Here is a 23,207-nt window from a genome sequence, read left to right as displayed (position 1 = left end):
GGCTTAGCGGATCAGGGGGACGTGTCCGAAGAGGTTTCAGCGTCTTCCTCCGGAAAAGACCCTTTGTCGATCAGGCCGTGATTGCGGAGGATTTCCAGGAGAATTTCCGGCTCAAAGGGTTTGGTCAGATAGGCGTCGGCCCGTTCCTCGAATTGGGCCTTGAGGATGTTTTCATAGTCCGTAAGGCTCGAAACCATCACGGCCTTGGTCCGGATGCCCCCCAGGCGCTGCTCTTCCAGGCGGCGGATCATGCTCAGGGCCTGATGCCCGTCCAGGATCGGCATTTCGATGTCCATGAGGATCAGATCGAACAGCTTCTTGTCTTCAAGAGACCTGATAAAGGCGTTCACGGCCTGTCTTCCGTCGAGCACCTGAACGACCCGGCCGTAGGGCGCCACGATCTCCCGAAGATGTTCCTGCATGCTTCGGCTGTCCTCAACTATCAGCGTACGCATAGACTGTCCTTGTTTTATGGTGGCACGGACTAATCCGGTTTCGATTTGGGACGTTTTTTTGAGATTTTCACCGAAGGCGCGGCGGGTCGCGGTCGCGAGTTTTTTTTTCGATCCATGCCCGTCGATTCTTTGGAAGAGGCTTGCTTCGGCTTGTTGGAAGCGTCCGCCTTGGGCATGGTTCCTTGCCTCGGGTTCGGCTTGTCCGTTCCGGACTTTGTTTTGCCCGCGGTCGAAGGCAACTCGGCCACCACGGCATGGCTTTTGGGGTCGCGCCAGGACGGTTCAGCAAGGCGGACGGGGACGAGATCTCCGGAGCGCGTGCCCGGTGCGCCCGGCGCGGAGAGGATCAACAGCTTGCCCTGGGCCGCGCAGCCGTAGCGTCCGATCATTTGCCCGTGGTCACGGGTCGGAACGGAAAATTCGGCGCTGATGACTCTGGCCGATCCCGCCCCGGCGTCCGGGGCTTTGGGGGCAGGGGCATTGGGGGCCGGGGCTTCGCGGTTCGGGGCGTCGCTCAATGCTTTCCGCCCGGGATCGGCCACATCAGGCCCGGCCAAATACGCGTAGCTCAGACTCACATCCCGCTTGGCCAAGTCGGCTTCCCGTGATAATTCCCCCAGCCAGGGCGGACAGCCGCGGGTGGACAGGGTGAAATGGCACCAGGACGTTTCCCGGTATTCGAGCATCGGACAGGCCTGGTGATGGGTGCAGGGGCCGAGCACGTGCCAGCTCTCGGCCACGGCGCTTTCCCGGACCAGGCTGGCCAGCTTCCCGCCGAGGCGGTTTCCGGGCTCCACGAACAGGCACCGGCCGCCGTGCCGCTGATGGGCGGCCACGGTCCGGAAAAAATCCGCGACTTGTTCGCCGAGAGGATCCCGGCGATGCCAGGGCAGTTCATTCAGAAAATTGGCCGCGGTGAGCAGGTCGGCCCGGGGCAGGTCCTTGAGGCCTACGTGCCACGGGGCGTGAATGAGATGGATCTTCCACCGGCTCTGGCCGTGGCCCAATGTGTTTTCCAGGCTGTTCACCAGACCGTGGTACAGCTTTCGGCCTTCGCGCATCGGCTTGGGCGTGGCATCCAGACAGTGAAAATGCAGTTCCCTGGTCAACAAGTCCGGTCTGGCCAGGGCCAAAGCCTGGACCACGGTCAACGGTCCGGAGCCCAGGTCCACGATGGTCGCGCCTTCGGGCAGGTCCAGGTCCAGCCCGCCCAGCAGGCGACTCAGGCGCAGCAGATTCCAGGGCAGGAAGTACCACAGATAGGCCCCCAGGGCCGCTGGAGCGTGCAGGTAGTCCCGCCCCAGAAATTCGGCGCGGTCTTCGATGAGAAACGAGGACAGCTCCTGAATGTTGTCCGCCAGTCTGCGTCGATGGGCGGCCTTCATAGGCATGACTTCCCGTAGCAGGTTGACGTAGTCCGCCAGGGCCTGCTGGGCCGCGACGGAAAGATCGGGAAACGGCGCGCCGGAGAAAACGGGGGTGTCGGCGGGGCGAGATGGGGCGTCAGACATGGCGAAAGACCAACCTTTGCGTGTAGTGTGAAAAGAAGTCCGGTTCCTGGCCGATGTTCAGGGTCGTGATCATCGGCGCGATTCTCTCGATCCAGTCCCTGGCCTCGGGGCTGTTCACCAGCAGGGCGGCCCCGGCCAGGGAGCTGTTGCCCACGGGGTGGATCCGACGTCGGTAGCCGGGCGGGACGAAACCCAGTTCCTCCAGGGCGGAAAAGTCCGCATGCTCGCCCAGGGCCCCGGCCAGATACACGGCCCGCAGCGCCTCCGGTTGAATGCCGCCCTCGGCCAGCAGCCGGGAAAAGGCCAGATTGAAGGCCGCTTTGACCTTGAGCACCTCTTCCACGTCGCGTCCGGTCAGGTATACGTCCGGACCGAGCAAAAAGCGCCGTTCACCGTCCCGGTCCGCCAAACCCAATCCGACCCGCCGGGCCAGCGGGCTGTCCCCGGCCGCGAAGCCCCCGGTGCGGTCTAGGAGCCCCAGGCGCAGCAACCCGGCCAGCAGGGCCAGGTAGCCGGTTCCGGAAATCCGTTGCCGATCCGGTTTTGAGCGAGGGACGTCGATGTGTTCCGTGCCCCCCGTGTCCGAGTTCCCCCCGTCAGGGTCTTCAAGGGGCCGGGGCCGCAGCCCAAACGGCGTCACGACCACGTCCACCCAGACCCCTGGCAGGGCCGTCGCGCCACAGGACATGCCGATGCCCTCCAGAGCCGGCCCCATGGGCACGCTGGCCGCCAAGTACCGCTCCTGCCCGAGGGCCAGAATGAACTCGCCGTTGGTTCCCAGGTCCGCCAGAAGGAAAGGGAAGGCTGGGGGAGAAGCGGCGGTGAAGTGCAGGGCCGCCAGTCCGGCGCTGAGGTCGCCGCCGATGAACGGTGCGGGTTGCGGCGGGATGTAGGTTCGCCCGCCGTGCCGTCCTTCGGCATTTCCAGGAGCGTGATGGTCTGATAATTCCAGCGACGTTTCCTGAAAAGGCAGTCTGGTCCAGAATCCGCCTGCATGAGGCTTCTGGTACGGGGCCGCGGCCAAGCCCTTCAGCGGCCATTCCAGCAGCAGGGCGGTCATCACCGTGTTTCCGGCCACGCAGATCCGATCCACCGGAGCAGGCAGGGCCATGGTCAGTTCATGCAGCCGTCGCAGCACCACGTCCCGGAGCATTCGGGCATTGCCCGGCGCGGCCAGGGCAAAGCCCAACCGGGACATCACCTCGCTGCCCGCGGCCAACTGCGGATTGAGTTCCCGCCCCTGGGCCAGGACGCCCTTGTCGTCCAGAAGTTGCCAGTGCAGGCTGGTGGTTCCCAGGTCCACGGCCAGGGCCAATGAACCGCTGACGGCCCGCTCCAAGGCGATCCCGTTCGATTCGAAGGCAGCGGCGGATTCGGCGGCGGTCCTGGGAAACGCGAACGGCAGCCGGACCCTCAGCCCGCTTTCGGATTGGCGGCGGCAGGCCAATCGTCCGCCTTGTTCCAGGACCTCCGGAGATAGGGTCTTCCGTTCGTCCGTTGTTGGCGTGTTTGGCGACGGCTCGGAATCGTCGACCACATACACCAGGCAATGGCCGCACCGCCCCAGGCCGCTGCAAAACGGCTTCGTGGGCCAAAGCCCTTCCAGAAACAAAACTTGGGCCAGGGTCTGTTCCGAAGTGGCCTGGATGAGGCGTGTCCGGCCCTCGGCGTCCTCAATGGCGAGCACGTCGCCCGCTCCGTGGTCGTGGAGCGCGGCCCCTGAGCCGCGCTCCACGCCGGATTCGCTCGTCATCGGGCTACTTCTGCTCCTGCTTGGCCATGGTCCCTTTCTCGCCGCACTTGGGACACTTCTGGGGCTTGCACCGGCCTTCCTTCTTTTCTCCGCACTTGGCACAAATGAATTCCGCCATGATGGTTCTCCTTGTCGTTAGGTTGGTTGTGTTTGCCCAGGGCGGGCACGCAGGCCCGCCCCTACTCCAGGTCGAAGGTGCCCGGCTGATCCTGAAAGTATTCGCGAAGGGAGCGCTCCAGGGCTTCGCGGTCCATGGTCACGATCCGCCAATTGGCCTGGTACCGGACGGACTGGACCGTGACGCCCAGCAGGTCGATGGTGTCCATGGAGACGTCCAGGTTCCGCAGGTGGCGGTCAAAGGCCTGGATGTCCCCGGCGGAGCGCCATCCCTGGGTGACCAGGGTCACCGCGTCCTCGAAGCCTCCGCGTACCCGGTCCAACCGGAAGTAATTGCCCCAGAGGGCGGCCCAGATTTCCGGCAGGTCCGGTCCCGCCGCGGTCCAGATCATGCCCTCGTAATCCAGTACGCCTTGCCACCCGCCTTCACTCAAAAGCGCCAGACGCAGAATCAGGGAGTCCGAGCCGTCGTCGCGCACGCCGGAGAGCTGCTCCAAGGTCCGGACCACTTCCTGTTGCTCCGGCACCAGGCCTTGGGGATCGAATCGGTAGCCGATCTGGTAGTCCCGTGTGTAATATGTGCCCAAAGCCCGCAGGAAATCACGCAACGCCTCCCGGTTGACCCGGACATTCAGGTGCAGGACCGCGCCCCATTCCGTGGGCAGGTATTCGACTTCCTCCCAGCCCAGGACGTATTCCTCGGCCCGGGAGTCCAGAATCCGCTCCAATGCGGCCCTTCGTCCTTCGCTCAGTTCTCCCCGCATCAAAATCTCCGCCTCCTGGGCCACCCCCTGAGCCAGGGCTTGGCGCAGAGCGGAAGGGCGGGGCTCCGACCCCCCGGCTTCATCGGTCTCGACGAAGAGGCGCACGTCCTGCCCGGCCTGTAAGAAGGAGGGCAGGACGGCAATAAGAACGGCCATCAGCGTGGTGAGCAACCATGTTTTGGGGCTGTTGCTTCGCAAGACGTTGTCTCCTTTCTTCATATGGATCGATATGTGTTCGGATCAGTCCTGAGTTCGGACCGTAACTTGCGGATCCGCGGCATGGGCTTCCACGAGGCGGACGACCGCGGTCTGGTCCCCGGCCGAGACCCAGCGGACCTCGGGGATGTTGTTGAACCAGGTTTCCTGGCGTTTGGCGTAGGCTCTAGTCCGGAACAGCCACAGGTCCTTGGCTTCTTCGAGGCTGGTCTCTCCGCGCAGATGGGCCAGCAGTTCGCGGCAGCCGATGCCGGAAAAGCCCGGGGCCTCAGAGTTCGGACAACCTTTCCAGGCTCGCTGGATTTCCTGGATCGATCCCAGTTCCAGCATCACGTCGATGCGGCGGGCCAGACGGTCGTGGAGTTCCGGCCGGGGCAGGCGTAGGCCGATGATGAACAGTTCCAGTCCCTGGGCGGAGCGAGCATGGGCATGCCACCAGGATAAAGGGTGTCCGGAGGCCTGGAAGACTTCCAGTGCCCGGCAGACCCGTTGCCTGTCACGGGGGTGAATCCGGGCCGCGTAGTCCGGGTCCACGTCGCTCAACCGGGCGTGCAGGGCTTCGGGACCGTGGTCCGCGCATTCCTGGAGCACCGCTTCGCGCACTTGGGCGGGCACGTCCGGAATATCCGCCAATCCTCCGGCCAGGGCGCGCAGGTAGAGGCCCGTGCCGCCCACCAGAACGGGCATACGGCCGTTCTCCCTACAGGACGCCACCGCTAGCCGGGCCTCGTCCATGAACCTGCCCGCGGAAATGGTTTCGTCCATGGCCAGGAATCCGTAGAGCAGATGCGGGCATTGGGCCTGTTCCGCGGCGTCCGGCTGGGCGGTGATGACCGGCACGTCCAGGTAGACTTGGCGTGAATCCGCGTTGATCACGGTCACCGGAAAATGCCGGGCCAATGCCAGGGCCGCGGACGTCTTGCCGGTTCCGGTGGCTCCCACCAGGCAGACGATGGGCGTGACTTGGCCGCCTGGAGCTTGAACGTTGTTCGGACTTGAGGCCAAGGGGAGTTCCCCCTCAGTCCTTGCTCGGCCCATACTTTTGATGCAGTCGGCGCAACACGGGTTCCGGCACTAGGCCCTGGACGTCTCCGTGCAGCTTGGCCGCTTCCTTGATGATCGTTGAACTGATGTACAACCACTTATAATCAGTCATCAGAAACATGGTCTGCAAGCCGCGGTTCAGGCGGCGGTTCATCAGGGCCATCTGAAATTCGTACTCAAAGTCCGACGTCGCCCGCAACCCGCGCAGAATGACGCTGCCGCCGCGCTCTCTGACATAGTCCACCAGCAGTCCCTGGAACCCCTCGCCGATGACCCGCGGTTCCGGCGCGAAAACTTCGTCGATCATTTCCAGGCGCTCTTCCAGGGAGAACAGCGGGGTCTTGGGCGTATCCCAGGCCACGGCCACGATGACCTGGTCAAAGACTTCCAGTCCGCGTCGGATCAGGCTGACATGGCCGTTGGTCAGGGGGTCGAAGGTGCCGGGGTAGACGGCGATGCGTTTTTTGCAGAAATTTTTGTCCATCGGGGTTCACGGTTCAACGGTTCAGGGGATAGGCGAGGGCGGTCGGGTCGTCCAGATGCAGATGCGGGTTTGACCGTACGTGCGGTCGGTTTCCAGTTCAAGTTCGGGAAGGGGCAGGGCGGCGGGTGTCCAGGTTTCCTCCACCTCCGCGCAGATCAGGGCGTCCAGGGCGATCCAACCGTGCTTGCGGGCCAGGATCAGGGCCGGGACCAGGAGGTCGCGGCCATACGGCGGATCAAAAAACAAGACCTCGTATCCTCCCTGCCTGGGAGGCTCTGCCAGGGTGCGCAAGGCGTCTCCGGCCAGAATCCGGACGCGTTGTCCGGGACGCTCAAAGGCCGGAGCCTGGTCCCGCAACAGGCGCAGGGCCTTGGGGTCGCTTTCCAGAAAGCACACTTCCGGTGCTCCCCGGCTCAACGCCTCCCAGCCCAGGCTTCCGCTGCCGGCGAACACGTCCAGCACCCGGACCGCGTCCCAATGCACGCCGCGCGAGGCGAGCATGGAAAACAGGGCCTCCCGCACCCTGCCCATGGCCGGACGATAGCCTTCGCCCTCGGTCGTCTTGATCCGGCGGCCCTTCCAGTGTCCGGCGATGATTCTTACCACGCTTCGTCTCCGTCTTGCAGGACATTTTTGTTGTAACTCCCGACCTCTTACAGATCGCTATCGAAATCGAAATCGCTATCGAAATCGGAATGTTGCCAGAAATCGATTTCGATCACGATTTCGATTTCGACTCCGATCCAGAGCGCCCGTGGTTCGAGAACAAAAGTGCCCAGCCTTTGTCTTGCCTTTGCATATTCGTCAGGATACTGTCTCGGATACAGCCCGTTTCTCGGCGTTGCAAGGGCGACCTGCCTTCCTACCCACTCCACGAAACCGAATCAAGCAGCCCCGTCCAGGCCATGAAGTTCACCTCCCTCGAAGACCTCTCCGCGCTTAAGAAGAAGTTCCCCAAAAAGGAGCGCGTCAAGCGCATCGTTCCCAAGCCTCGACCAAAAGAAGAGCCGGAGGCCCCGCCCCAGGACGACGCGGACCTGTTCGTCCGGGCCATGTCCGAAGTTACGCCCATCTCCGGCGGAACCAAGGGGCGGGAAGTGCCCGGCGAATCCGGACTTTCGCGATCCGTGACCACCGAACGCAGGCCAGGCCAGGCCGAGAACGACGACCTTTGGGTGACGGACTATCTGCGCAATTTGGTCCAGGGAACGGTGGAGTTCGAGCTGTCGTATTCCGAGGAATACATGCACGGCTATATTCAGGACCTGGACAAAAAGGTGCTGGGCAAGCTCAAGGCGGGGCAGTTCAGCGTGGAGGCCCACCTGGACATGCACGGGTTGAACGCGTTGCAGGCCAGGGACGCTACCCTCGACTTCCTGCGCGGCCAGTATTACCTGGGCCGACGCTGCGTGTTGCTGATTCCCGGACGCGGCAAGAACTCGCCCGGAGGGCTGGCGTTGATCCGCGAGGAACTGCCCCTTTGGCTGACTCGCGACCCGCTGCGCCGGGTCGTCCTGGCCTTCTGCACGGCCCTGCCCCAGCACGGCGGAGCCGGGGCACTTTATATCCTGCTGCGAAAACGCAAGAAAACCGGCGGCAAGGTCCGTTGGGACCTCCCGGCTACCGCGACCTGAGTAAAGCGAACGTTTCACTCATTCACATGCCAAGATGATCTGAACCACCCTATTACCCGATGCAGGAAATCCTCTTTCTCTGCCTGGCCGGCGCATTGGGCGCCATGTCGCGGTATTGGCTCTCCTCGGCCGTGTATGCGCTTCTGGGCCGGGAATATCCCTGGGGTACCACCACGGTGAACGTCCTGGGGAGCTGCCTCTTCGGGCTGGCTTGGGCGCTGATCCATGAGATCGGGGCCATCTCTCCTCAATTCAAGGTGATCATCCTGGTCGGTTTTCTGGGATCGTTCACCACCTTTTCCACGTACATCTTTGAAACCCATCTGCTGTTTCAGGAAGGAAAGCGCCTGAAACCGGTCCTGAACCTGATCGCCCAAAACCTGATCAGCCTCGGAGCACTTTCCTGCGGTTTCCTGCTTGGGCGGATGTGGTAACGCGATGATGAGAAAATCCAATGATCCGACTTGAAGATGAAATTTTGACCTTGCTGGAGGCTGGAGATTCGGCGGCTCTGGCCACCATTGTCGGCCAAACCGGCTCCGCGCCGCGGACTCCCGGAACCCGGATGGTCGTGCGCCGGGATGGTTCCATCCTGGGAACAGTCGGGGGGGGACGCCTGGAGGCCGAGGTTATCCAGACCGGGTTGGATGTCTTGCGTTCAGGTTTCAGCCGGCTCCAGCATTTTACCCTGGCAGGCACGGATGCCGGGGACATGGACATGATCTGCGGCGGCGAATTGGACGTGCTGGTGGAGCCGTTGCGGCCGGTTACCCGAACCATCGAGTTGTTCCGGCTCCTTGCTCGTCGGCGCGAACAGGAAGGAGAATGGCTTTTGGCCACCGTGATCCGGGAATCCGCCGACGGTCGAGCCGGGCTGCTCTCCGAGTCGTATCTGCTCCAGCGTTCAGCCTCGGGCTTGCGTTTTTATCCAGAACAGCCGGATAGCCCGGAGCGACTGGCAAGCCTGCTGGAGTCGGCCCGAACCGAGTGTGGTCCGACCCTGTACACGAGCGGCAGCACAAACGGAAACACTGTTGGGGAGTCACGGGTGGTGATCGAGTTGATCCGAGCCAAAGAGACGGTGCATTTGTTCGGCGCGGGCCATGTTTCCAGGGAGGTGGCGCTCCTGGCCCACCGGGTGGATTTTCGCGTGGAAGTCCATGACGACCGGTCCGACTTCGCCAACCCGGAGCGCTTTCCCATGGCCGATGCCGTCCACGTTCCGGAGAATATGGGGCGGGCCTTTGAAGGACGCCGAATCGACGAAAACAGCTACGTGGTCATCGTCACCAGGGGCCACACCCACGACATGGACGTCCTGGCCCAGGCCCTGCGTACCCAGGCCGCCTATATCGGCATGATCGGCAGTCGCCGCAAGCGGGACGCCATTTACGCGGCCCTGCGCGGGCAAGGCTTCAGTCAAGACGACCTTTCCGGCGTCCACTGCCCCATCGGCTTGGACATCAACGCCCAAACCCCCGCCGAGATCGCCCTGAGCATTGTGGCGGAACTGGTGAAAATCCGGGCGATTGCAAGATCCTCGGCCAAGGCGTGCAAAGACATATAGGCGGGCTCCCAGTGGGCGACCTGTTCCGCGTCCTTCCGTTCTCGTCGCCGAACTCCGCCCTTTTGCTATCGGACGGATTGCGAGCGCTACCCGCGTAGCGTGGCCGCCAGGCGGAGGGGGTGACGCAGGAGGTCCAAAGCGGACAGGATGGAGGGGCAGACCACGTCCGCGGCGGCCAGAGTTTGCGGAGCCGCGCCTTCTTCCTGGAGCAGGGCAATGCCCAGGGCTGCTTCTCGGAGCATCAAGGCGTCGTTACGACCGTTTCCCATGGCCGCGGACAGGGCCGGGTCGAAGGCGCGCAGATGGTCGGCCTTGGCCTGGGCCTGCTCCTGGGTCGACTGGCCTTGGGGCGGGATGATCGGCAGGTCGCAGGGAACGACTTTCAACTCTTCCCGCACGCTGCCGAAGGTGTCCGCTGTGAGGACGTGGATGTCCAGGTGCCGTGACAACTCTTCCAGGCGTTCCGCAACGCCGGGCAGAATGCGGCCGTCCAGGGCCAGAGTGCCGTTGTAGTCCAGGAAGAGGTGAGCGAGGCGCAGTGTTTTCCAGCCGGGTACGTTGATGTGCAACATGCTTTTTCCCTTCGTGTTCGGTCAGTTCATTTCCACCACTTCCAGAAACGCCTCGATGCGTGTCCTGAGCTGTTCCGTGTCCGACTCCGAGTAGTCGGTTTCGATGTGCAGGAACGGGACTTTCAGGGTTTGCTCCGCCAGTTTTTTTATTCCGTGGGCTTCGACGTTGTAGGTGTGGCAGCACTGCCAGGTCTGGTCGACGATGCCTTGGACTTTGAAGTCCTGTGTCAGCCTGGAAATCAGGTCGAAACGACCTTGGTTGGGGGTCATGCAGGAGCAGGGGGTGCGCAGGTAGCGGCGGGCCAGGGCCTCGAACGGGTCGCCTGTCTCCTCCACCAGAAGGTCAAAATTTTTGAAGCCGGTACAGTTTTCCAGACAAACCACCACGGCTCCGCTGTCCTCGATCAGCTTCAAGACTTTGTCCGACCCTTTGCCCACCGGGCACCCGGTGAGCAGGATGCGCGGCGCGTCGTCCGTGCAAACGGATACGCCCCGGGCCTTCATCTCGGTCAGTTCCTGAACCAGTGTTTCCAGCAGTCCGGCGAACTCGGGCAGGTTCACGACAAAAGACGAACTCTCAAATACGCGCATGGCGTCCAAGCCGGAAAGGGGAACCGGATGATCACTGGCCAGGTAGGCGATTTTCTTCAGGAGTCGTCGCACCCTGTTGGCGTCGTGAATTTCCCTCTGGATACGGTCCCGAGTGATCCGTTGCCCGGTGGTCTGTTCGAGAAAGGTTTGCATGCGCTGGATCTGGTCCACCCAAAAGGCCAAGGCAGTGGCGTCGTCCTGCAGATAGGGCAGGTGGAGCAGGTGCAGCGGCTTGATCTCCTGCAACAGCTCAAACATCTTTTTCTTGCCGTCGCAGGTGGTCTCGCCGAGGATGAAATCGCTGGCCGCGAAGAACGGGCAGGCGTCCGTGACGGCATAGCCGTAACTGGATTTGATCAGGGGACAGAGGTTGGCCGGAAGGTGTTTTTCCGCGGCGCTGATGGGCTCCTGCTTCTTCCCGCACAGGGAAACGGGCACGGCCCCGGCGGCCCGGACTAGTTCCAACGGCGCGTAAGTGCAGAACACCCCGGCGATTTTCGTGCCCTGCCGGCGGGCCGTATCCAGATCCAGCAGGCTCTTTTCCGCCCAGTTCTCGAACCTGGGGAAGCACGGAGGTTTTGGCGTTGTCATGGGAACATTTCCTTGGCTGATGAATCGTTGTGGAGGGCGTTGCAAATGATGGCAAGCTAGGCATTTTTTACTGGCCGGTTTCTTTCCTCAAGCAGTACCGCGCGGCTCCAAGCGCACCGACCATGTCCGGTTCGGTCGGGACGATGATTCGTGTTTTGAGCCGCTCCTCCAATAACCTGATCACGCATCGGTTGTGGGCCACGCCGCCCGCAAAGCAGAGTGGGTGCTCCAGGCCGACTCTGTTGAGCATGGCCATGGTTCGTTCCACAATGGCCAAGTGAAGGCCCAGGGCGATATTTTGCGGCTGTTCACCACGACCCATGAGGGAGGTGGCCTCGGATTCGGCGAAAACAGCACACATGCTGCTGATTTGCACCTGTTTGTCCGCGGCCAGGGCGAAGTCGCCGAACTCCTCGATGGGGACTTGCAGAGAGGTGGCCATGATCTCCAGGAATTTGCCCGTACCGGCGGCGCAACGGTCGTTCATCTCGAACTTCAGCACCCGACCTTCCGGCCCTAAAGAGACGACCTTTGTGTCCTGGCCGCCGATGTCCAGAATGGTGCGCGCTTCGGGGTACAGCCTGGCCGCTCCCAGGGCATATGCCTGGATTTCAGTAATTGCGTCGCATGGATTCAGGATGTCGTTTTCCACGAACAGCTTGCGGCCGTACCCGGTGGCCGTGATCCGCCGTGCTCCCACTCCCATGAGGATCTCGCGACATTGCCGCAAAGGGGCGAAGGTGGTGGGGAGTCTGGCTTGGCGCGTGATTTCCCCGGTCGGACTGAGAACGACCAGTTCGATGGATCGGGAGCCGATGTCGATACCCGCGACTACTCCGGTATGATCGATATGCAACATAAGCGAACAGTTTCCGCTAATAAGGTTGGCGTGTCCTCGATACATATTCTTTCAAAAAGGGAGGAAGCCATCCCGCTGCTGGTAGTGCATCTTCGGGCTTGATGTCTAATCAGGAAAATATATGTATTTAGCTATTTTTGGATTATATTTTTTTATTGATAGATGGATTAGCGATAGTGGACGTATTTCAATGTAATGAGAAAATTTGAGCGAAATGAAATTTCAGATTGCAAGGACATACTTCGTCAGGATGGTTCCATACATTCATTGGTATCAACACTATACGGGCTGATTTGTTTTGTGGATACATCTCTATGAATCTAATCATCAAAAACTATGTGTGAAAGTGTTTTAGCTGTTTCCTTAAAGCAATATCAGCAAGCAATTTTATGTGAAGTTGAAAATATATAGCTATTTACAATCAGAATGAATTTTCAGTTATGAAAAATTTGATCATGATTAAAGTTAAAAAAATATTGTAATTCAAATGAATAAGTAGATATTTTGTGTCAATGTTTGCCGAATAGGCAGATTTGTTGACCTTCGTGGAAAAATCCACATAGATGCCCCCTATTGGTAATCTTCTTTTGCGTCAGCATCAGGATTATCCATTTTAACCTACTCTGAACCGAAAGAGCTGCACATCATGGCGCACCTTTTCCGATACATCTGAACCTTCTCCTTGTTGAGGCGAGTTCGCCTTGATTCAGGAGTCGAAGCCGGATGGGCTTTATCGTACTTGAACAATACGGAATTGTTGCGTGTCCAAACTGCCGTGGCATCTTCATCATGGTCGCTTACGACCTCTCAGGCCGACTCCCCTTGATCGACCGATAATCCTGCTCGCTCTTTTCTCCGCCGTCTCCGCTTTTGGTCCAGCATTTCATCTTTGGCTCCCCGACTCCCTGCCATCTCCTGCTTTTCATCGGCCATCTCATTCAAGAGTTGGCTCTTTGGGTATTCTCCCCCCCTTTGTTTTCCTGGCTGAATCTTCGTTGGGCTTTCCGCGACGATCTCAGCGGCTGATCACCCGCCTTCAGTCTTTTCCGAACGCCGCACTTGGGTTGGGTCTCGTCCATCGCCGCATAATTTTGCTTTCGGCATCTTTCACGGGCGTACGTCCGCCAACCAGCCATTTCACGCATCGAACTCCGCGGTCAGTCCGTCGGAGAGCGAGCAAATATATCCCCGGCAAGCACTTCTTGCCGCCTCACCTTCAACTCAAGGAGTCGTCATGCAGATCAACCGCAGAAACTTCCTCAAGTTTTCGGCCGTAACCGGTTCGGCCCTGGCTTTCGGGGGCCTGGGATTCAATCTCAAGCCCGCCGTGGCCAAGGCTGAATTATCGAAATTGCGGGACGCCAAGGAGACAACCTCGGTCTGTTGCTACTGTTCCGTGGGCTGCGGCCTGATCGTCCACACAGCTCTTGGCGGGAAGGGGCGGACCGTCAACGTGGAAGGGGATCCGGACCATCCCATCAGTGAGGGCTCGCTGTGCGCCAAGGGGGCCTCGGTCTACCAATTGGCCGAGAATGAGAACCGGGTGACCAAGGTGCTCTACCGCGCGCCCTATGGCGACAAATGGGAGGAAAAATCGTGGGATTGGGCCATTGACCGAATCGCCCGGAAGGTCAAGGAGGCCAGGGATCAGACCTTCGTGACGACCAATGCCCAGGGGCAGGTGGTCAACCGTACGGACGGGATCGCCCATGTGGGGTCAGCGGCTCTGGATACCGAGGAGTGCTGGTACCTCCAGGGCCTGATGCGCAGCCTGGGGCTGGTGTACATCGAGCACCAGGCCAGATTGTGCCACAGCTCCAGCGTGCCGTCCCTGGCCGAGTCCTTTGGTCGAGGGGCCATGACCAACCACTACAACGACCTGATGAACAGCGACTGCATCCTGATGATGGGCGGGAATCCGGCGGAATGTCACCCGGTTTCCTTCAAGTGGATTATGAAGGCCAAGGAGCGGGGCGCGACGCTTATCAGCGTGGATCCGCGCTTCAATCGGACCTCCAGCAAGGCCGACATCTACGCCCCGATGCGCTCCGGCACGGACATTCCCTTTCTGGGGGGGATGATCAAGTATATCCTGGACAATAACCTGTATTTCAAGGACTACGTGGCCAACTACACCAACGCGGCTTTCCTGGTAAACCCGAAATTCGGCTTCGACGACGGGCTGTTCTCAGGCTGGGATCCGGAGAAAAACGCCTACGACAAGTCGACCTGGACCTATCAGTTGGACGACAAGGGCGTGCCCAAGCGCGACTTGTCTTTGAAGGACAAGAATTGCGTGTTCCAACTGCTCAGGAAGCACTACGACCGATACACCCTGGACCGGGTTTCCGAGACCACCGGTACGCCCAAGGACAAGCTCCTGGAAGTCTACAAAGCCTACGCGGCCACGGGGAAACCGGACAAATCCGGGACCAACACCTATGCCATGGGTTGGACCCAGCACACCATCGCGGTCCAGTTGATCCGGACCATGGCCATGATTCAACTTCTGTTGGGCAACGTGGGCAACGCAGGCGGCGGGGTGAACGCCCTGCGCGGCGAGGCCAATGTCCAGGGCTCCACGGACAGCGCCCTGCTCTATCACATCATCCCGGCCTACAATCCCGCTCCCCGGGCGGTCTGGCCCACGCTGGGTGATTACAACAAGGCCAACACTCCCGTCAGTCACGATCCCAAGAGCGCCAACTGGTGGCAGAACCGGCCCAAGTACATCGCCAGCCTGCTCAAGGCCATGTATCCGGACAAGACGCCCGAGGAGAGCTACGACTACATGCCCCGGTTGGACGTGGGCCAAAACTGTTCCTGGCTGGTGATGTTCGACCATATGCTGCAAGGCAAGTTCAAGGGGCTGTTCGCCTGGGGCATGAATCCGGCCGTCAGCGGCGCTCATTCCAACAAGACCAGGGAGGCCATGACCAAGCTGGACTGGCTGGTCAACGTGAACATCTTCCAGAACGAGACAGGCTCCTTCTGGCACGGCCCGGGCATGGACCCCGCCAAGGTCAAGACCGAAGTCTTCATGCTCCCGGCCTCGGTGTTCTATGAGAAGGAAGGTTCCATCACCAATTCCGGGCGTTGGGCCCAGTGGCGTTACGCCGGGCCCGAGCCATTGGGAGAGAGCAAACCCGACGGAGACATGATGGTCATGCTGGTCAAGCGGCTCAAGGAACTCTACCAGGAAGAAGGGGGCGCGTTTCCCGATCCCGTAGCCGGTTTCACCCTGGACGCCGTGGTCACGGACGGCATGTTCGATCCGGTCAAGATGGCCAAGCTGCACAACGGCTACTTCCTCACGGACAAGAAGATAGGTGACGTGACCTACAAGGCCGGGACCCAGGTGCCCAGCTTCGCGCTGCTCCAGGATGACGGCTCCACGGCCTGCGCCAACTGGCTGTACTGCGGCTCCTTCACCGAGGCCGGAAATCAGATGGCCCGCCGCGACAAGACCCAGACCGAGATGCAGGCCAATATCGGTCTGTTTCCCAACTGGGCCTGGGCTTGGCCGGTCAACAGGCGAGTCCTGTACAACCGGGCTTCCGTGGATCAACAGGGCAAGCCTTATGCCCCGCAAAAAGCGGTCATCAAATGGGAGCAGGGCAAATGGATCGGTGACGTGCCCGACGGTCCCTGGGCTCCTTCGGAACGACACCCCTTCATCATGACATCCGAGGGATTTGGCCGCCTTTTTGGCCCGGGCTTGGTGGACGGTCCCTTCCCGGAACACTACGAACCCTTGGAATGTCCCTTCGAGACCCAGCCTTTCTCCAGTCAGCTGCATAATCCCACGGCCCTGCATTTTTCCGGGCCGCTGGAAAAGCGGGCCGTGTGCGACCCGCGCTATCCCTTTGTGGGCACCACGTACCGGGTCACCGAACACTGGCAGACCGGGGTCATGACCCGCTGGACCCCCTGGCTTTTGGAGTGCCAGCCCCAGATGTTCGCGGAGATCGACCCTGAGCTGGCCAAGCTCCGGGGCATCGCCAACGGGGAGAAGGTTATCGTGGAGAGCATGCGCGGCCAAGTTGAGTGCGTGGCCATCGTCACTCCCCGGCTGAAACCCTACAAGGTTATGGGACAGAGTCTGCATATGGTCGGCGTGCCCTGGCACTACGGCTGGGTGCATCCCAAGGACGGCGGGGACGCGGCGAATTTGCTGACCCCGGCCGTGGGCGATCCGAACACCGGCATTCCGGAGACCAAGGCGTTCATGGTCAACATCCGCAAGGCATAGGAGGAAACTGAATCATGCAAGGAAAAACGTTTTTCATCGACCTGACCAAATGTACGGCCTGTCGGGGCTGCCAGGTAGCCTGCAAGCAATGGAAGAAGCTGCCCGCCGAGGAAACCAAAAACTGGGGCTCGTTCCAGAACCCCAAGGATCTCTCCTTCAACACGTTAAAGCTGGTCCGGTTCTCCGAAGTGGAAGAGAACGGCGAATTCAAGAACTGGTATTTCTTTCCGGACCAATGTCGGCATTGCGTGCATCCGCCGTGCAAGATGGTCGGCGACATGTACGACGACACAGCCATCCTGCACGATCCGGAAACCGGCGCGATCCTTTTTACGGACCGCACCAAGAATCTGGACGGCGAGGAGATTCGGACGTCCTGCCCCTACGACATCCCCCGCTGGGATGAAACCAAGGTGCAGGCCAAGTGCGACATGTGTCTGGACCGGGTGCAGAATGGGCTGTTGCCGGCCTGCGTGCTGTCCTGTCCCACCGGGACGATGCATTTTGGGGACCGTGGGGAAATGCTGGAACTGGCCGGGAAGCGCTTGGCCGAAGTCCGGGCCTACCGACCCAACGCCGTGCTGGTTGATCCGGAGGATACCCGGGTCGTCTACCTGTGCGAGGAAAGCCCCCGCAGGTATCACGGCTACGCCATGGCCCAGGCGGACGTCCCAGGAACATTGAGCCGGAAAAGGGTGCTGGCTGCCGTGGCCTCGCCGGTCCGGCGTCTATTCGGATAAGCGCAAAAACACGATTAAGACGGATTAACGCAAGGGCCATGCACGAACCCGGAGGGGTCGTGCATGGCCCTTGCCGGCTTCATGACTTGCTAGACCGGAAACCCTGCCGGATTGTCCGTTTCGCAACAAAGAAAACAGTGTCTTGGCGCTCCAAGAGTGACTCCTGGTCGCTGACCATTCAGTACGCTGCTACGCCCTCAGTTCGTGAAGGTGTTTTCACGGTGACTCAAGCCTGCTCCGTTAGCCTGGTGATTCGTTTCCGACTTTCAGACCGGGAGCGTCGCACAATCCGCGAAAAATCTCCCGAAGCATGTTCTGGTCAATGAATTCATGAAGGGGACGGTCATAGTAGTCGTCGTCATCGGATGCAGGGACAAGCGTTGTTGGCATGTCGGACTCGTCGGGCGCGCCCCTATGATCGTTTAGCCCGGATGCGGCTCCGGGAACGATTTCCCCTCCGGAGATGTCCAGCTTGATTCCAGAGTTGTTCTTGATCCAGGTGTCGGTTTCATCGTGGGTTCCCAGGAACAGGAAGGCGAAGTCGCCCTCGTGCTTGGTCAGGACCAGCCGATGTCCGCCGGCAAGGTTGAATTTCCAGCAATTTTCCATTCTAGCCTCGCCGTTGGAGGTCAACTTCCGGGCAATATTGGGATCCAATCGCCCGCTGTCGGCCAAGTCCTGGATGATTGCCTGGGCCTGTCGGGCCGCGCCCCCGGCTTTGCCTCCGGATTTGAGCATTTTGGCTGTTTTCTTGGAAAACTGCGCAGGGTCGACAATAATAACGGCCATGAAGAACCTCCGGGCATTCGATGTCGCCGTTTCAGCGGAAACAGTCATGTGTTCACGGAACCGCTTTTATTTACCTCATCCGCGAGCTTTATGTCTAATTTGAAAGACGAATGGATGTTTCTTCAGACAATTGCTTTTTTCGATGCGCGGACTCCGACACAACGGAATCGGGTCCGACCTCAAATACCATCGGGCATGTATGGACAATATGCCGATGAAGTTTCCCACGTCGGCCTGATCAATTGGAACGATGAATGCTTTTGTGGCAACACAATACAGGGAATCTATTTGACTTTTCGTGTTCTTGTTTTTACCCAATGAAATACACGTCGTTGCAAAAGCAAACACTTAACCCAAGAGGAATACGAGACATGATTGAAATCACCCCTTCCGTGAAAGAACAATTGGACAACCATTTTCAGGGTAAGGCGCAATCTCCGATTCGGGTCTATCTGGCCGCCGGATGCGGCGGAGAGCGGCTCTCTCTGGCTTTGGACACGGAGCAGGAGACGGATCTGGTGCAGGAACTCAGCGGCTATACCTTTCTCGTGGACAAGGAATTGAGCGAAAAAGCCGGGGTTATCAAGATCGACATGACGCCGTACGGATTCGCCGTCTCCTCCGAGGTCCAGGTGGGCGGCGGAGGCGGAGGTTGCGGAGGAAGTTGTTCGTCTTGTTGATGAATTGCTAGGCGTCTCGAATGAGTCTCCGTTTTAACCACAACCTGTTCCAATAGGTCATCGGGGTCTTGGCCGCCTGGCTTCGGCCCCGCATGGCCTTTTCCGGCTCGAACAGTACGTCTCCCAGATGACTTGTGGGTGCGGCGCGGTCCAGGAATCCGGTGCAACCGGCGCAGTAGGTGATGATCCGGTCGCCTTGGGCCTGGGCGCGTCGCTTTTCGATCCATGTCGCTGCCAGGGCTGGATTTTTGAATCCCACGGCACCACCTTCCCCGCAGCAAAGGGTTCGCGCCCCGCTGTCTCTCATTTCCCGAATGCCATAGCCCCGAGCCGCCAGGAGCGCACGCACGGCCTGGTGGACTCCAACCTGGTCCCGCAGAGGGCAGGGATCGTGGACCGTGATTTGAACGGTCGTGCGCGGTGACGCCAAAGCGGTCTTATCCGTTATCCGGGCCTGATCTTGGGCCAGGACTTCGTACACCGTGGCGACCGTCAGCCCGTCCCCGTACTTCCTGAAGACCTTGTGGCAGTTGGGGCAGGCCACGACGATCCGTTCCACGCCCAGGGCCAGGAGACGATCCCGAATGTCCCGGAATTGATCGAGAAAATAGGATTGCCGCCCCAAGTCGTGGGACGGCTTGTGGCAGCAGTCCAGAACCATGGCCGTCGTTGGTTCACATTCGCGCAAGGCCTCGAAAAATTTCCACGTGATTCGGGGACGGGTGCCGGGAAGAGTGCAGCCCGGAAAGAATACCGTTTTCGCGGGCGTGGGCGGATACCAGGCAAAGAGGCGAGAGTGGCCGAGTTTTTCGTAGCCGAGCAGCTGCGCGTAGGGTTTGAAGTCCACCAAACCCTGGTCCGCGGCCAAACGACGCCGGTCCAGGAACAGGTCGCCCGGAGCGAGTCCTTCCGGGCAGACCGCGGCGCAAAGGTTGCACAGACTGCATTCGTAGGGATCGACGGTGGAATCCCCGGTCAGCACTTGGCGAGCGATGTCCCCGGGCATGCCGTACTTGTTCAGAAAGGCACACCGGCGAACACAGGTTCCGCAACGGGTACAGGCTTCGGCAATGCGGCTCGCGGTTTCAGGCGGTTTTATTTCCTGGGGATTTCTCGGCATCGTGGGATTCCGCCTTTCGGTTGGACTTCCAAAAAAGGAGAGCGAAGGGCCGTCAAGGCCGCTTCGCTCTCCGTGATACACTCACCTTGCGCTCATCAAACGCTTACCGTTCCGGTGGGCGTTTCGGCAAGGCGTAAGGCTAAGGCTTAGAGGATTTTGAACTCGTGGACCTGGTTGGTCTTGGAGTCAATGACGTGGACGCCGCAGGCGATGCAGGGGTCGAAGGAGTGGACGGTGCGCAGCAGTTCCACGGGGCGCTTGGGATCGGCGATGGGAGTGTTGATCAGCGCTTCTTCCACCGGGCCTAACTTGCCCTTGTCACAGCGCGGCCCCAGGTTCCAGGTGGAGGGGACCACGAGTTGGAAGTTCTCGATCTTGCCGCCCTTGATCTTGATCCAGTGGCTCAGCGCGCCTCGGGGTGCGTCGCAATAGCCGACGCCCTCGGCCTCGTCCGGCATTTCGTGATTTTCGGCGATCTTGGTGTCACCTCTCTTCACGTTTTCCGCCAGTTCGTCCAGCCAGGCCTCGGTCTTTTGCACGACGGTCAGGGCATGGATGCCCCGGGCCGCGGTCCGGCCCAGAGTGGAGTGCAGGGCGTCGGCGCCCACGCCGAGGTGGTTCAGCACCAGGTCCACGGCCGCCTTCACCTCGGGCTGACCCTTGGCATAGGCCACCAGCACCTGGGCCAGTGGGCCCACTTCCATGGATTCGTCCTGGTACCGGGGCGCCTTCATCCAGGAATAGCGCTCCTTGTCGTCCAGGCTGGTGTACTTGGGCTCGGTCACGCCTTCGTAAGGATGCCGGGCTTCAGTGCCTTCGTACCAACTGGCGGCCACGTGTTCGTAGATGGCCGCGGGATCGAAATCTTTCACGTTGGTCAGATCGCGGTTCATGATCACGCCCTGGGGATACCAGCGGGAGTTGATGTCTTTCTCCACCTGAGGGAATTCCCCGAAGCACAGATAATTGGTGCATCCGCCGATACCGGCCCAATCCTTGTAGTAGGAGGCCACGGCCAGCAGATCCGGGATGTACACCTGCTCAATGAAATCGCGGGTTTCCCTGTACAGAGCGCGATATTCCTCAATGCGTTCGGGGCGCAAAGCGTCGTAACACGTCACGCCGCCGCTGATGGTGAACTGGGTGTGGGGCACTTTGCCGCCGAAAATTGCCATGGCCCGGGAACCTTTGATTTGCAGACGCAGGGCTTCCAGATAGTGGGCCGTGGCGATCAGGTTGACCTCCGGCGGCAGGTAGTAGGCCGGATGACCGCCCAGGAAGTCGGCGTTGGTAAAAATGCCCAACTGTCCTTGGTTCACGAAGGCGGTCAGCTTGTCCTGAACGGCCTTCAGGTCCTCGGCGCTGGTCGGCCGGGGGGAGATATTGTTGGCGATCTTGGCCGCCTTGATCGGATCGGCTTTCAGGGCGCTGGTTACGTCCACCCAATCCAGGGCGTGCAGCACGTAGAAGTGAATCAGGTGGTCGACGAACGTCTGGGTGCCCATCACCAAGTTGCGGATGAGCCGGGCGTTATCGGGAATATCGACGCCCACGGCATCGTCCAGACATCGGGTGGATGCCAGGGCGTGGGTGTAGGTGCAGACCCCGCAGGCCCGCTGGGTGAAGTGCTGGGCGTCTCGGGGATCGCGGCCCTTGAGGATGGTTTCCAGGCCGCGGTAGAGCTGGGAACTGGACCAGGCGTTCTTGACCTTGCCGTTGTCCACCTCCACCTCCAGGCGCAGGTGACCTTCGATCCTGGTCAATGGATCAACAACCACGGGACCGGAATAGTTGCTTTGCGGGGTGACCGGGACGACCGGAGCACCTTGGGGCTTACAGCCAGACATAATCTCTCCTCCTTCGAATTATTGGCAATGTTGGAATGTCTTTTCGCTTGATTTCGGAGTTAAACCGGTTTGTAGAACGGGCTGAGCTGATCCCAAAACTTCGGCTCGCTGCAGCCGATGCAGGGATGACCGGCCTGTACGGGCCAGTTGGTTTCGTTGAACTTGACCTTGGGACAGTTGTTGTAGGTGTCCGGTCCCTTGCAGCCGACCTCATACAGACACCAGCCTTTTCTGGCCTCTTCGGAGTCGAAGGATGGAGCGAACTCGTAGTTGAAAAAATGATCCAGCCGCTCGCAGAGTTCATGGACCGATTCGCCGTAGAACATTTTCGGGCGATTCAGGCGATCCAGTTCCGGCATGCCCTTGGTCAGCAGATGCACCACGGTCCCGACGAAGTTGTAGGGACTAGGGGGACAGCCGGCGATGTTGATGGCCCGGGTCGGCAGTCCGAGGTGTTCCATCAGTTCGTTCACGCCCATGGCTTCCGTGGGATTGGGGTCCGCGGCCTGGACGCCGCCGAAGGTCGCGCAGGCGCCGATGGCGATGACGGCCTGGGCCTTGGGCAGGTACTTCTGGGCCATTTCCAGCATGGTGTGTCCGCCGACCATGCCGTAAACGCCGTTGTCCTTGGTCGGAATGGCACCTTCCACCACGGCGATGAATCCGTGGGGCGAGGTGACGGCCTGCTCCAGGGCGGCTTCAGCTGGATCGCCGGCCGCGGCCATCAGGGTTTCGTGATAGTCCAGGGAAATGGTGTCCAGGATCAGTTCGTCGATGTAGGGATTGACCGTGCGCACCACGGCCATGGAGCAACCCGTGCATTCAGCGAAGTGGAAATATACCACGGACGGGCGGCGCGGATCAGTGAGCGCGGCCGCGACTTGTTTGGCGAACGAGGCCTCCATGCCCATGGCCGCCGCCACCGCGGCACAGAATTTCATGAAATCGCGACGATTGACGCCACGATTCGCGAGCCGTTTTTCGGCTTCGTCTCTGGCCAAGCCAACACTGAATTTCATAACCCACCTCCGTTTAGAGTGTTCATTACCAGGGCCTGTTGCGATATCGAGCCGTACCGGGTCAAGCGGACCTGCCAAAACCCGTGAGGCTTTTTTTGAAAAGTTCAAATTTTCACGTGTTAATAACCACTCTTAAACTTTGAACTTTTCTTTGTCCTTGCGTTGAGGGTTGTGGGGAGAACCTCCGGGAAAGAGTTTGCAAGGCGATGAAAATTATTGTGTAGCACGTTTTGTATTTTTGTTGTCTTCTGTGCGCTGCTTTTAAAAAATCGTAACAAAATTGATAATTATCTCGATACCCTATGTTCTTAATGATTCTTAAACCGATTCCGGGGAATAATGTCAAATAGGTAAAAACAATCGTGTGAGGCTGTTTCAATAGACGGAAACGGCATCAAAGGTCAGGGCCTGTTCCTTTCAAGCGTGAATTCGTGAAGATTCGGGCCGCGAGGCAGTACTTGGCCGTTCGCTAAAGGATAGCCAAGCCCGGAAATTTGCTGAGGCGAAGGAGGCAGGAGGGAGTGACCGCATGGAAAGGAGCGGTCCGCGACAGAGGGTCTGACGATGGAGATGGTGAATCTGTTCAGATCAAGTGCCGGGGG

21 protein-coding genes are annotated in these 23,207 nt (G+C 60.0%); 6 read left to right on the top strand and 15 right to left on the bottom strand.

Translation table 11 applies throughout. The features are described 5' to 3' along the window. Positions 1-11: 11 nt before the first annotated feature. The 8 genes from GY33_RS0102835 to rsmD form a co-directional block, all read right to left on the bottom strand. Positions 12-455: a response regulator gene (locus tag GY33_RS0102835; RefSeq protein ID WP_051822226.1), complete on the bottom strand. Its 444-nt coding sequence runs from the start codon at positions 453-455 to the stop codon at positions 12-14. A 29-nt stretch (positions 456-484) separates the two neighbouring features. Then, entirely contained in the window at positions 485-1,966 is a 1,482-nt protein-coding gene (locus GY33_RS19605) for a small ribosomal subunit Rsm22 family protein (protein ID WP_031385881.1), read from the bottom strand. Then, positions 1,959-3,719, bottom strand: a complete 1,761-nt coding sequence (locus GY33_RS0102825) for an ASKHA domain-containing protein (protein WP_051822225.1) — start codon at positions 3,717-3,719, stop codon at positions 1,959-1,961. Before GY33_RS0102825 ends, GY33_RS19605 begins: the two co-directional genes overlap by 8 nt. Before the next feature lie 4 nt (positions 3,720-3,723). Further along, complete coding sequence (locus GY33_RS21920; protein ID WP_031385879.1) at positions 3,724-3,837, bottom strand: RCKP-type rubredoxin-like domain-containing protein; 114 nt, start codon at positions 3,835-3,837, stop codon at positions 3,724-3,726. Between the two features lie 61 nt (positions 3,838-3,898). Then, positions 3,899-4,798, bottom strand: coding sequence for a hypothetical protein (locus GY33_RS0102815; RefSeq protein ID WP_152555041.1), 900 nt, complete (start codon positions 4,796-4,798; stop codon positions 3,899-3,901). Between the two features lie 42 nt (positions 4,799-4,840). After that, complete coding sequence (gene miaA / locus GY33_RS0102810) at positions 4,841-5,821, bottom strand: tRNA (adenosine(37)-N6)-dimethylallyltransferase MiaA (protein WP_051822224.1); 981 nt, start codon at positions 5,819-5,821, stop codon at positions 4,841-4,843. 13 nt (positions 5,822-5,834) lie between these two features. Further along, positions 5,835-6,344 (bottom strand): pantetheine-phosphate adenylyltransferase, encoded by a 510-nt coding sequence (gene coaD, locus GY33_RS0102805; protein ID WP_031385876.1) that lies wholly within the window; start codon positions 6,342-6,344, stop codon positions 5,835-5,837. Positions 6,345-6,365: 21 nt separating this feature from the next. Next, positions 6,366-6,950, bottom strand: coding sequence for a 16S rRNA (guanine(966)-N(2))-methyltransferase RsmD (gene rsmD / locus GY33_RS0102800; protein ID WP_031385875.1), 585 nt, complete (start codon positions 6,948-6,950; stop codon positions 6,366-6,368). 299 nt (positions 6,951-7,249) lie between these two features. Here rsmD and GY33_RS0102790 point away from each other — a divergent pair, with 299 nt between their 5' ends. The 3 genes from GY33_RS0102790 to GY33_RS0102780 are packed head-to-tail and all read left to right on the top strand — an operon-like array spanning position 7,250 to position 9,545. Continuing rightward, entirely contained in the window at positions 7,250-7,978 is a 729-nt protein-coding gene (locus GY33_RS0102790) for a Smr/MutS family protein (RefSeq protein WP_031385873.1), read from the top strand. Positions 7,979-8,037: 59 nt separating this feature from the next. Beyond that, positions 8,038-8,412 carry a fluoride efflux transporter CrcB gene (gene crcB, locus GY33_RS0102785; RefSeq protein WP_031385872.1) on the top strand — a complete coding sequence of 125 codons (375 nt, stop codon included), beginning with the start codon at positions 8,038-8,040 and terminating at the stop codon, positions 8,410-8,412. 20 nt (positions 8,413-8,432) lie between these two features. Continuing rightward, the gene (locus GY33_RS0102780; protein WP_051822223.1) at positions 8,433-9,545 is read left to right on the top strand and encodes an XdhC family aldehyde oxidoreductase maturation factor; all 1,113 of its coding nucleotides are present in this window, start codon (positions 8,433-8,435) and stop codon (positions 9,543-9,545) included. Between the two features lie 86 nt (positions 9,546-9,631). Here GY33_RS0102780 and GY33_RS0102775 read toward each other — a convergent pair whose 3' ends face one another. The 3 genes from GY33_RS0102775 to GY33_RS0102765 form a co-directional block, all read right to left on the bottom strand. Further along, positions 9,632-10,117: an HAD family hydrolase gene (locus tag GY33_RS0102775; protein WP_031385870.1), complete on the bottom strand. Its 486-nt coding sequence runs from the start codon at positions 10,115-10,117 to the stop codon at positions 9,632-9,634. A gap of 21 nt (positions 10,118-10,138) precedes the next feature. Then, positions 10,139-11,299 carry a double-cubane-cluster-containing anaerobic reductase gene (locus tag GY33_RS0102770; protein ID WP_031385869.1) on the bottom strand — a complete coding sequence of 387 codons (1,161 nt, stop codon included), beginning with the start codon at positions 11,297-11,299 and terminating at the stop codon, positions 10,139-10,141. Positions 11,300-11,366: 67 nt separating this feature from the next. After that, positions 11,367-12,158 (bottom strand): acyl-CoA dehydratase activase, encoded by a 792-nt coding sequence (locus GY33_RS0102765; RefSeq protein ID WP_031385868.1) that lies wholly within the window; start codon positions 12,156-12,158, stop codon positions 11,367-11,369. A 1,234-nt stretch (positions 12,159-13,392) separates the two neighbouring features. Here GY33_RS0102765 and fdnG point away from each other — a divergent pair. Further along, entirely contained in the window at positions 13,393-16,410 is a 3,018-nt protein-coding gene (gene fdnG, locus GY33_RS0102755; protein WP_031385867.1) for a formate dehydrogenase-N subunit alpha, read from the top strand. Between the two features lie 14 nt (positions 16,411-16,424). Then, entirely contained in the window at positions 16,425-17,150 is a 726-nt protein-coding gene (locus GY33_RS0102750) for a 4Fe-4S dicluster domain-containing protein (protein WP_031385866.1), read from the top strand. A gap of 240 nt (positions 17,151-17,390) precedes the next feature. Here the strand turns inward: GY33_RS0102750 and GY33_RS0102745 are convergent, their stop codons facing one another. Further along, positions 17,391-17,939 carry a hypothetical protein gene (locus GY33_RS0102745; RefSeq protein WP_031385865.1) on the bottom strand — a complete coding sequence of 183 codons (549 nt, stop codon included), beginning with the start codon at positions 17,937-17,939 and terminating at the stop codon, positions 17,391-17,393. Between the two features lie 371 nt (positions 17,940-18,310). Here GY33_RS0102745 and GY33_RS0102740 point away from each other — a divergent pair, with 371 nt between their 5' ends. Then, complete coding sequence (locus GY33_RS0102740) at positions 18,311-18,619, top strand: IscA/HesB family protein (RefSeq protein ID WP_031385864.1); 309 nt, start codon at positions 18,311-18,313, stop codon at positions 18,617-18,619. Between the two features lie 7 nt (positions 18,620-18,626). Here GY33_RS0102740 and GY33_RS0102735 read toward each other — a convergent pair whose 3' ends face one another. The 3 genes from GY33_RS0102735 to GY33_RS0102725 form a co-directional block, all read right to left on the bottom strand. Next, positions 18,627-19,739: a (Fe-S)-binding protein gene (locus GY33_RS0102735; protein ID WP_051822222.1), complete on the bottom strand. Its 1,113-nt coding sequence runs from the start codon at positions 19,737-19,739 to the stop codon at positions 18,627-18,629. A 146-nt stretch (positions 19,740-19,885) separates the two neighbouring features. Continuing rightward, on the bottom strand, positions 19,886-21,586 hold the full coding sequence (locus GY33_RS0102730) for a nickel-dependent hydrogenase large subunit (protein ID WP_031385862.1): 1,701 nt from the start codon (positions 21,584-21,586) through the stop codon (positions 19,886-19,888). A 59-nt stretch (positions 21,587-21,645) separates the two neighbouring features. After that, positions 21,646-22,605, bottom strand: a complete 960-nt coding sequence (locus tag GY33_RS0102725) for a hydrogenase small subunit (RefSeq protein WP_031385861.1) — start codon at positions 22,603-22,605, stop codon at positions 21,646-21,648. Between the last annotated feature and the right edge of the window lie 602 nt (positions 22,606-23,207).

The sequence above is a fragment of the Desulfonatronum thiodismutans genome, assembly GCF_000717475.1.
Taxonomy (GTDB): Bacteria; Desulfobacterota; Desulfovibrionia; order Desulfovibrionales; family Desulfonatronaceae; genus Desulfonatronum; species Desulfonatronum thiodismutans.
The sequence above is the reverse complement of the archived record's forward strand: the minus strand, read 5'-3'. Positions and strand labels throughout refer to the sequence as shown.

What these genes read in the sequence shown, in the direction of transcription:
- GY33_RS0102765 (WP_031385868.1), bottom strand. Translation starts at nt 12,158, where the DNA reads ATGTTGCATATCGATCATACCGGAGTAGTCGCGGGTATCGACATCGGC.
- GY33_RS0102790 (WP_031385873.1), top strand. Translation starts at nt 7,250, where the DNA reads ATGAAGTTCACCTCCCTCGAAGACCTCTCCGCGCTTAAGAAGAAGTTC.
- coaD (WP_031385876.1), bottom strand. Translation starts at nt 6,344, where the DNA reads ATGGACAAAAATTTCTGCAAAAAACGCATCGCCGTCTACCCCGGCACC.
- GY33_RS0102780 (WP_051822223.1), top strand. Translation starts at nt 8,433, where the DNA reads ATGATCCGACTTGAAGATGAAATTTTGACCTTGCTGGAGGCTGGAGAT.
- GY33_RS0102735 (WP_051822222.1), bottom strand. Translation starts at nt 19,739, where the DNA reads ATGCCGAGAAATCCCCAGGAAATAAAACCGCCTGAAACCGCGAGCCGC.
- GY33_RS19605 (WP_031385881.1), bottom strand. Translation starts at nt 1,966, where the DNA reads ATGTCTGACGCCCCATCTCGCCCCGCCGACACCCCCGTTTTCTCCGGC.
- GY33_RS0102725 (WP_031385861.1), bottom strand. Translation starts at nt 22,605, where the DNA reads ATGAAATTCAGTGTTGGCTTGGCCAGAGACGAAGCCGAAAAACGGCTC.
- GY33_RS0102775 (WP_031385870.1), bottom strand. Translation starts at nt 10,117, where the DNA reads ATGTTGCACATCAACGTACCCGGCTGGAAAACACTGCGCCTCGCTCAC.
- crcB (WP_031385872.1), top strand. Translation starts at nt 8,038, where the DNA reads ATGCAGGAAATCCTCTTTCTCTGCCTGGCCGGCGCATTGGGCGCCATG.
- GY33_RS0102740 (WP_031385864.1), top strand. Translation starts at nt 18,311, where the DNA reads ATGATTGAAATCACCCCTTCCGTGAAAGAACAATTGGACAACCATTTT.
- GY33_RS0102835 (WP_051822226.1), bottom strand. Translation starts at nt 455, where the DNA reads ATGCGTACGCTGATAGTTGAGGACAGCCGAAGCATGCAGGAACATCTT.
- GY33_RS0102745 (WP_031385865.1), bottom strand. Translation starts at nt 17,939, where the DNA reads ATGGCCGTTATTATTGTCGACCCTGCGCAGTTTTCCAAGAAAACAGCC.
- GY33_RS0102825 (WP_051822225.1), bottom strand. Translation starts at nt 3,719, where the DNA reads ATGACGAGCGAATCCGGCGTGGAGCGCGGCTCAGGGGCCGCGCTCCAC.
- GY33_RS0102770 (WP_031385869.1), bottom strand. Translation starts at nt 11,299, where the DNA reads ATGACAACGCCAAAACCTCCGTGCTTCCCCAGGTTCGAGAACTGGGCG.
- GY33_RS21920 (WP_031385879.1), bottom strand. Translation starts at nt 3,837, where the DNA reads ATGGCGGAATTCATTTGTGCCAAGTGCGGAGAAAAGAAGGAAGGCCGG.
- GY33_RS0102730 (WP_031385862.1), bottom strand. Translation starts at nt 21,586, where the DNA reads ATGTCTGGCTGTAAGCCCCAAGGTGCTCCGGTCGTCCCGGTCACCCCG.
- GY33_RS0102750 (WP_031385866.1), top strand. Translation starts at nt 16,425, where the DNA reads ATGCAAGGAAAAACGTTTTTCATCGACCTGACCAAATGTACGGCCTGT.
- fdnG (WP_031385867.1), top strand. Translation starts at nt 13,393, where the DNA reads ATGCAGATCAACCGCAGAAACTTCCTCAAGTTTTCGGCCGTAACCGGT.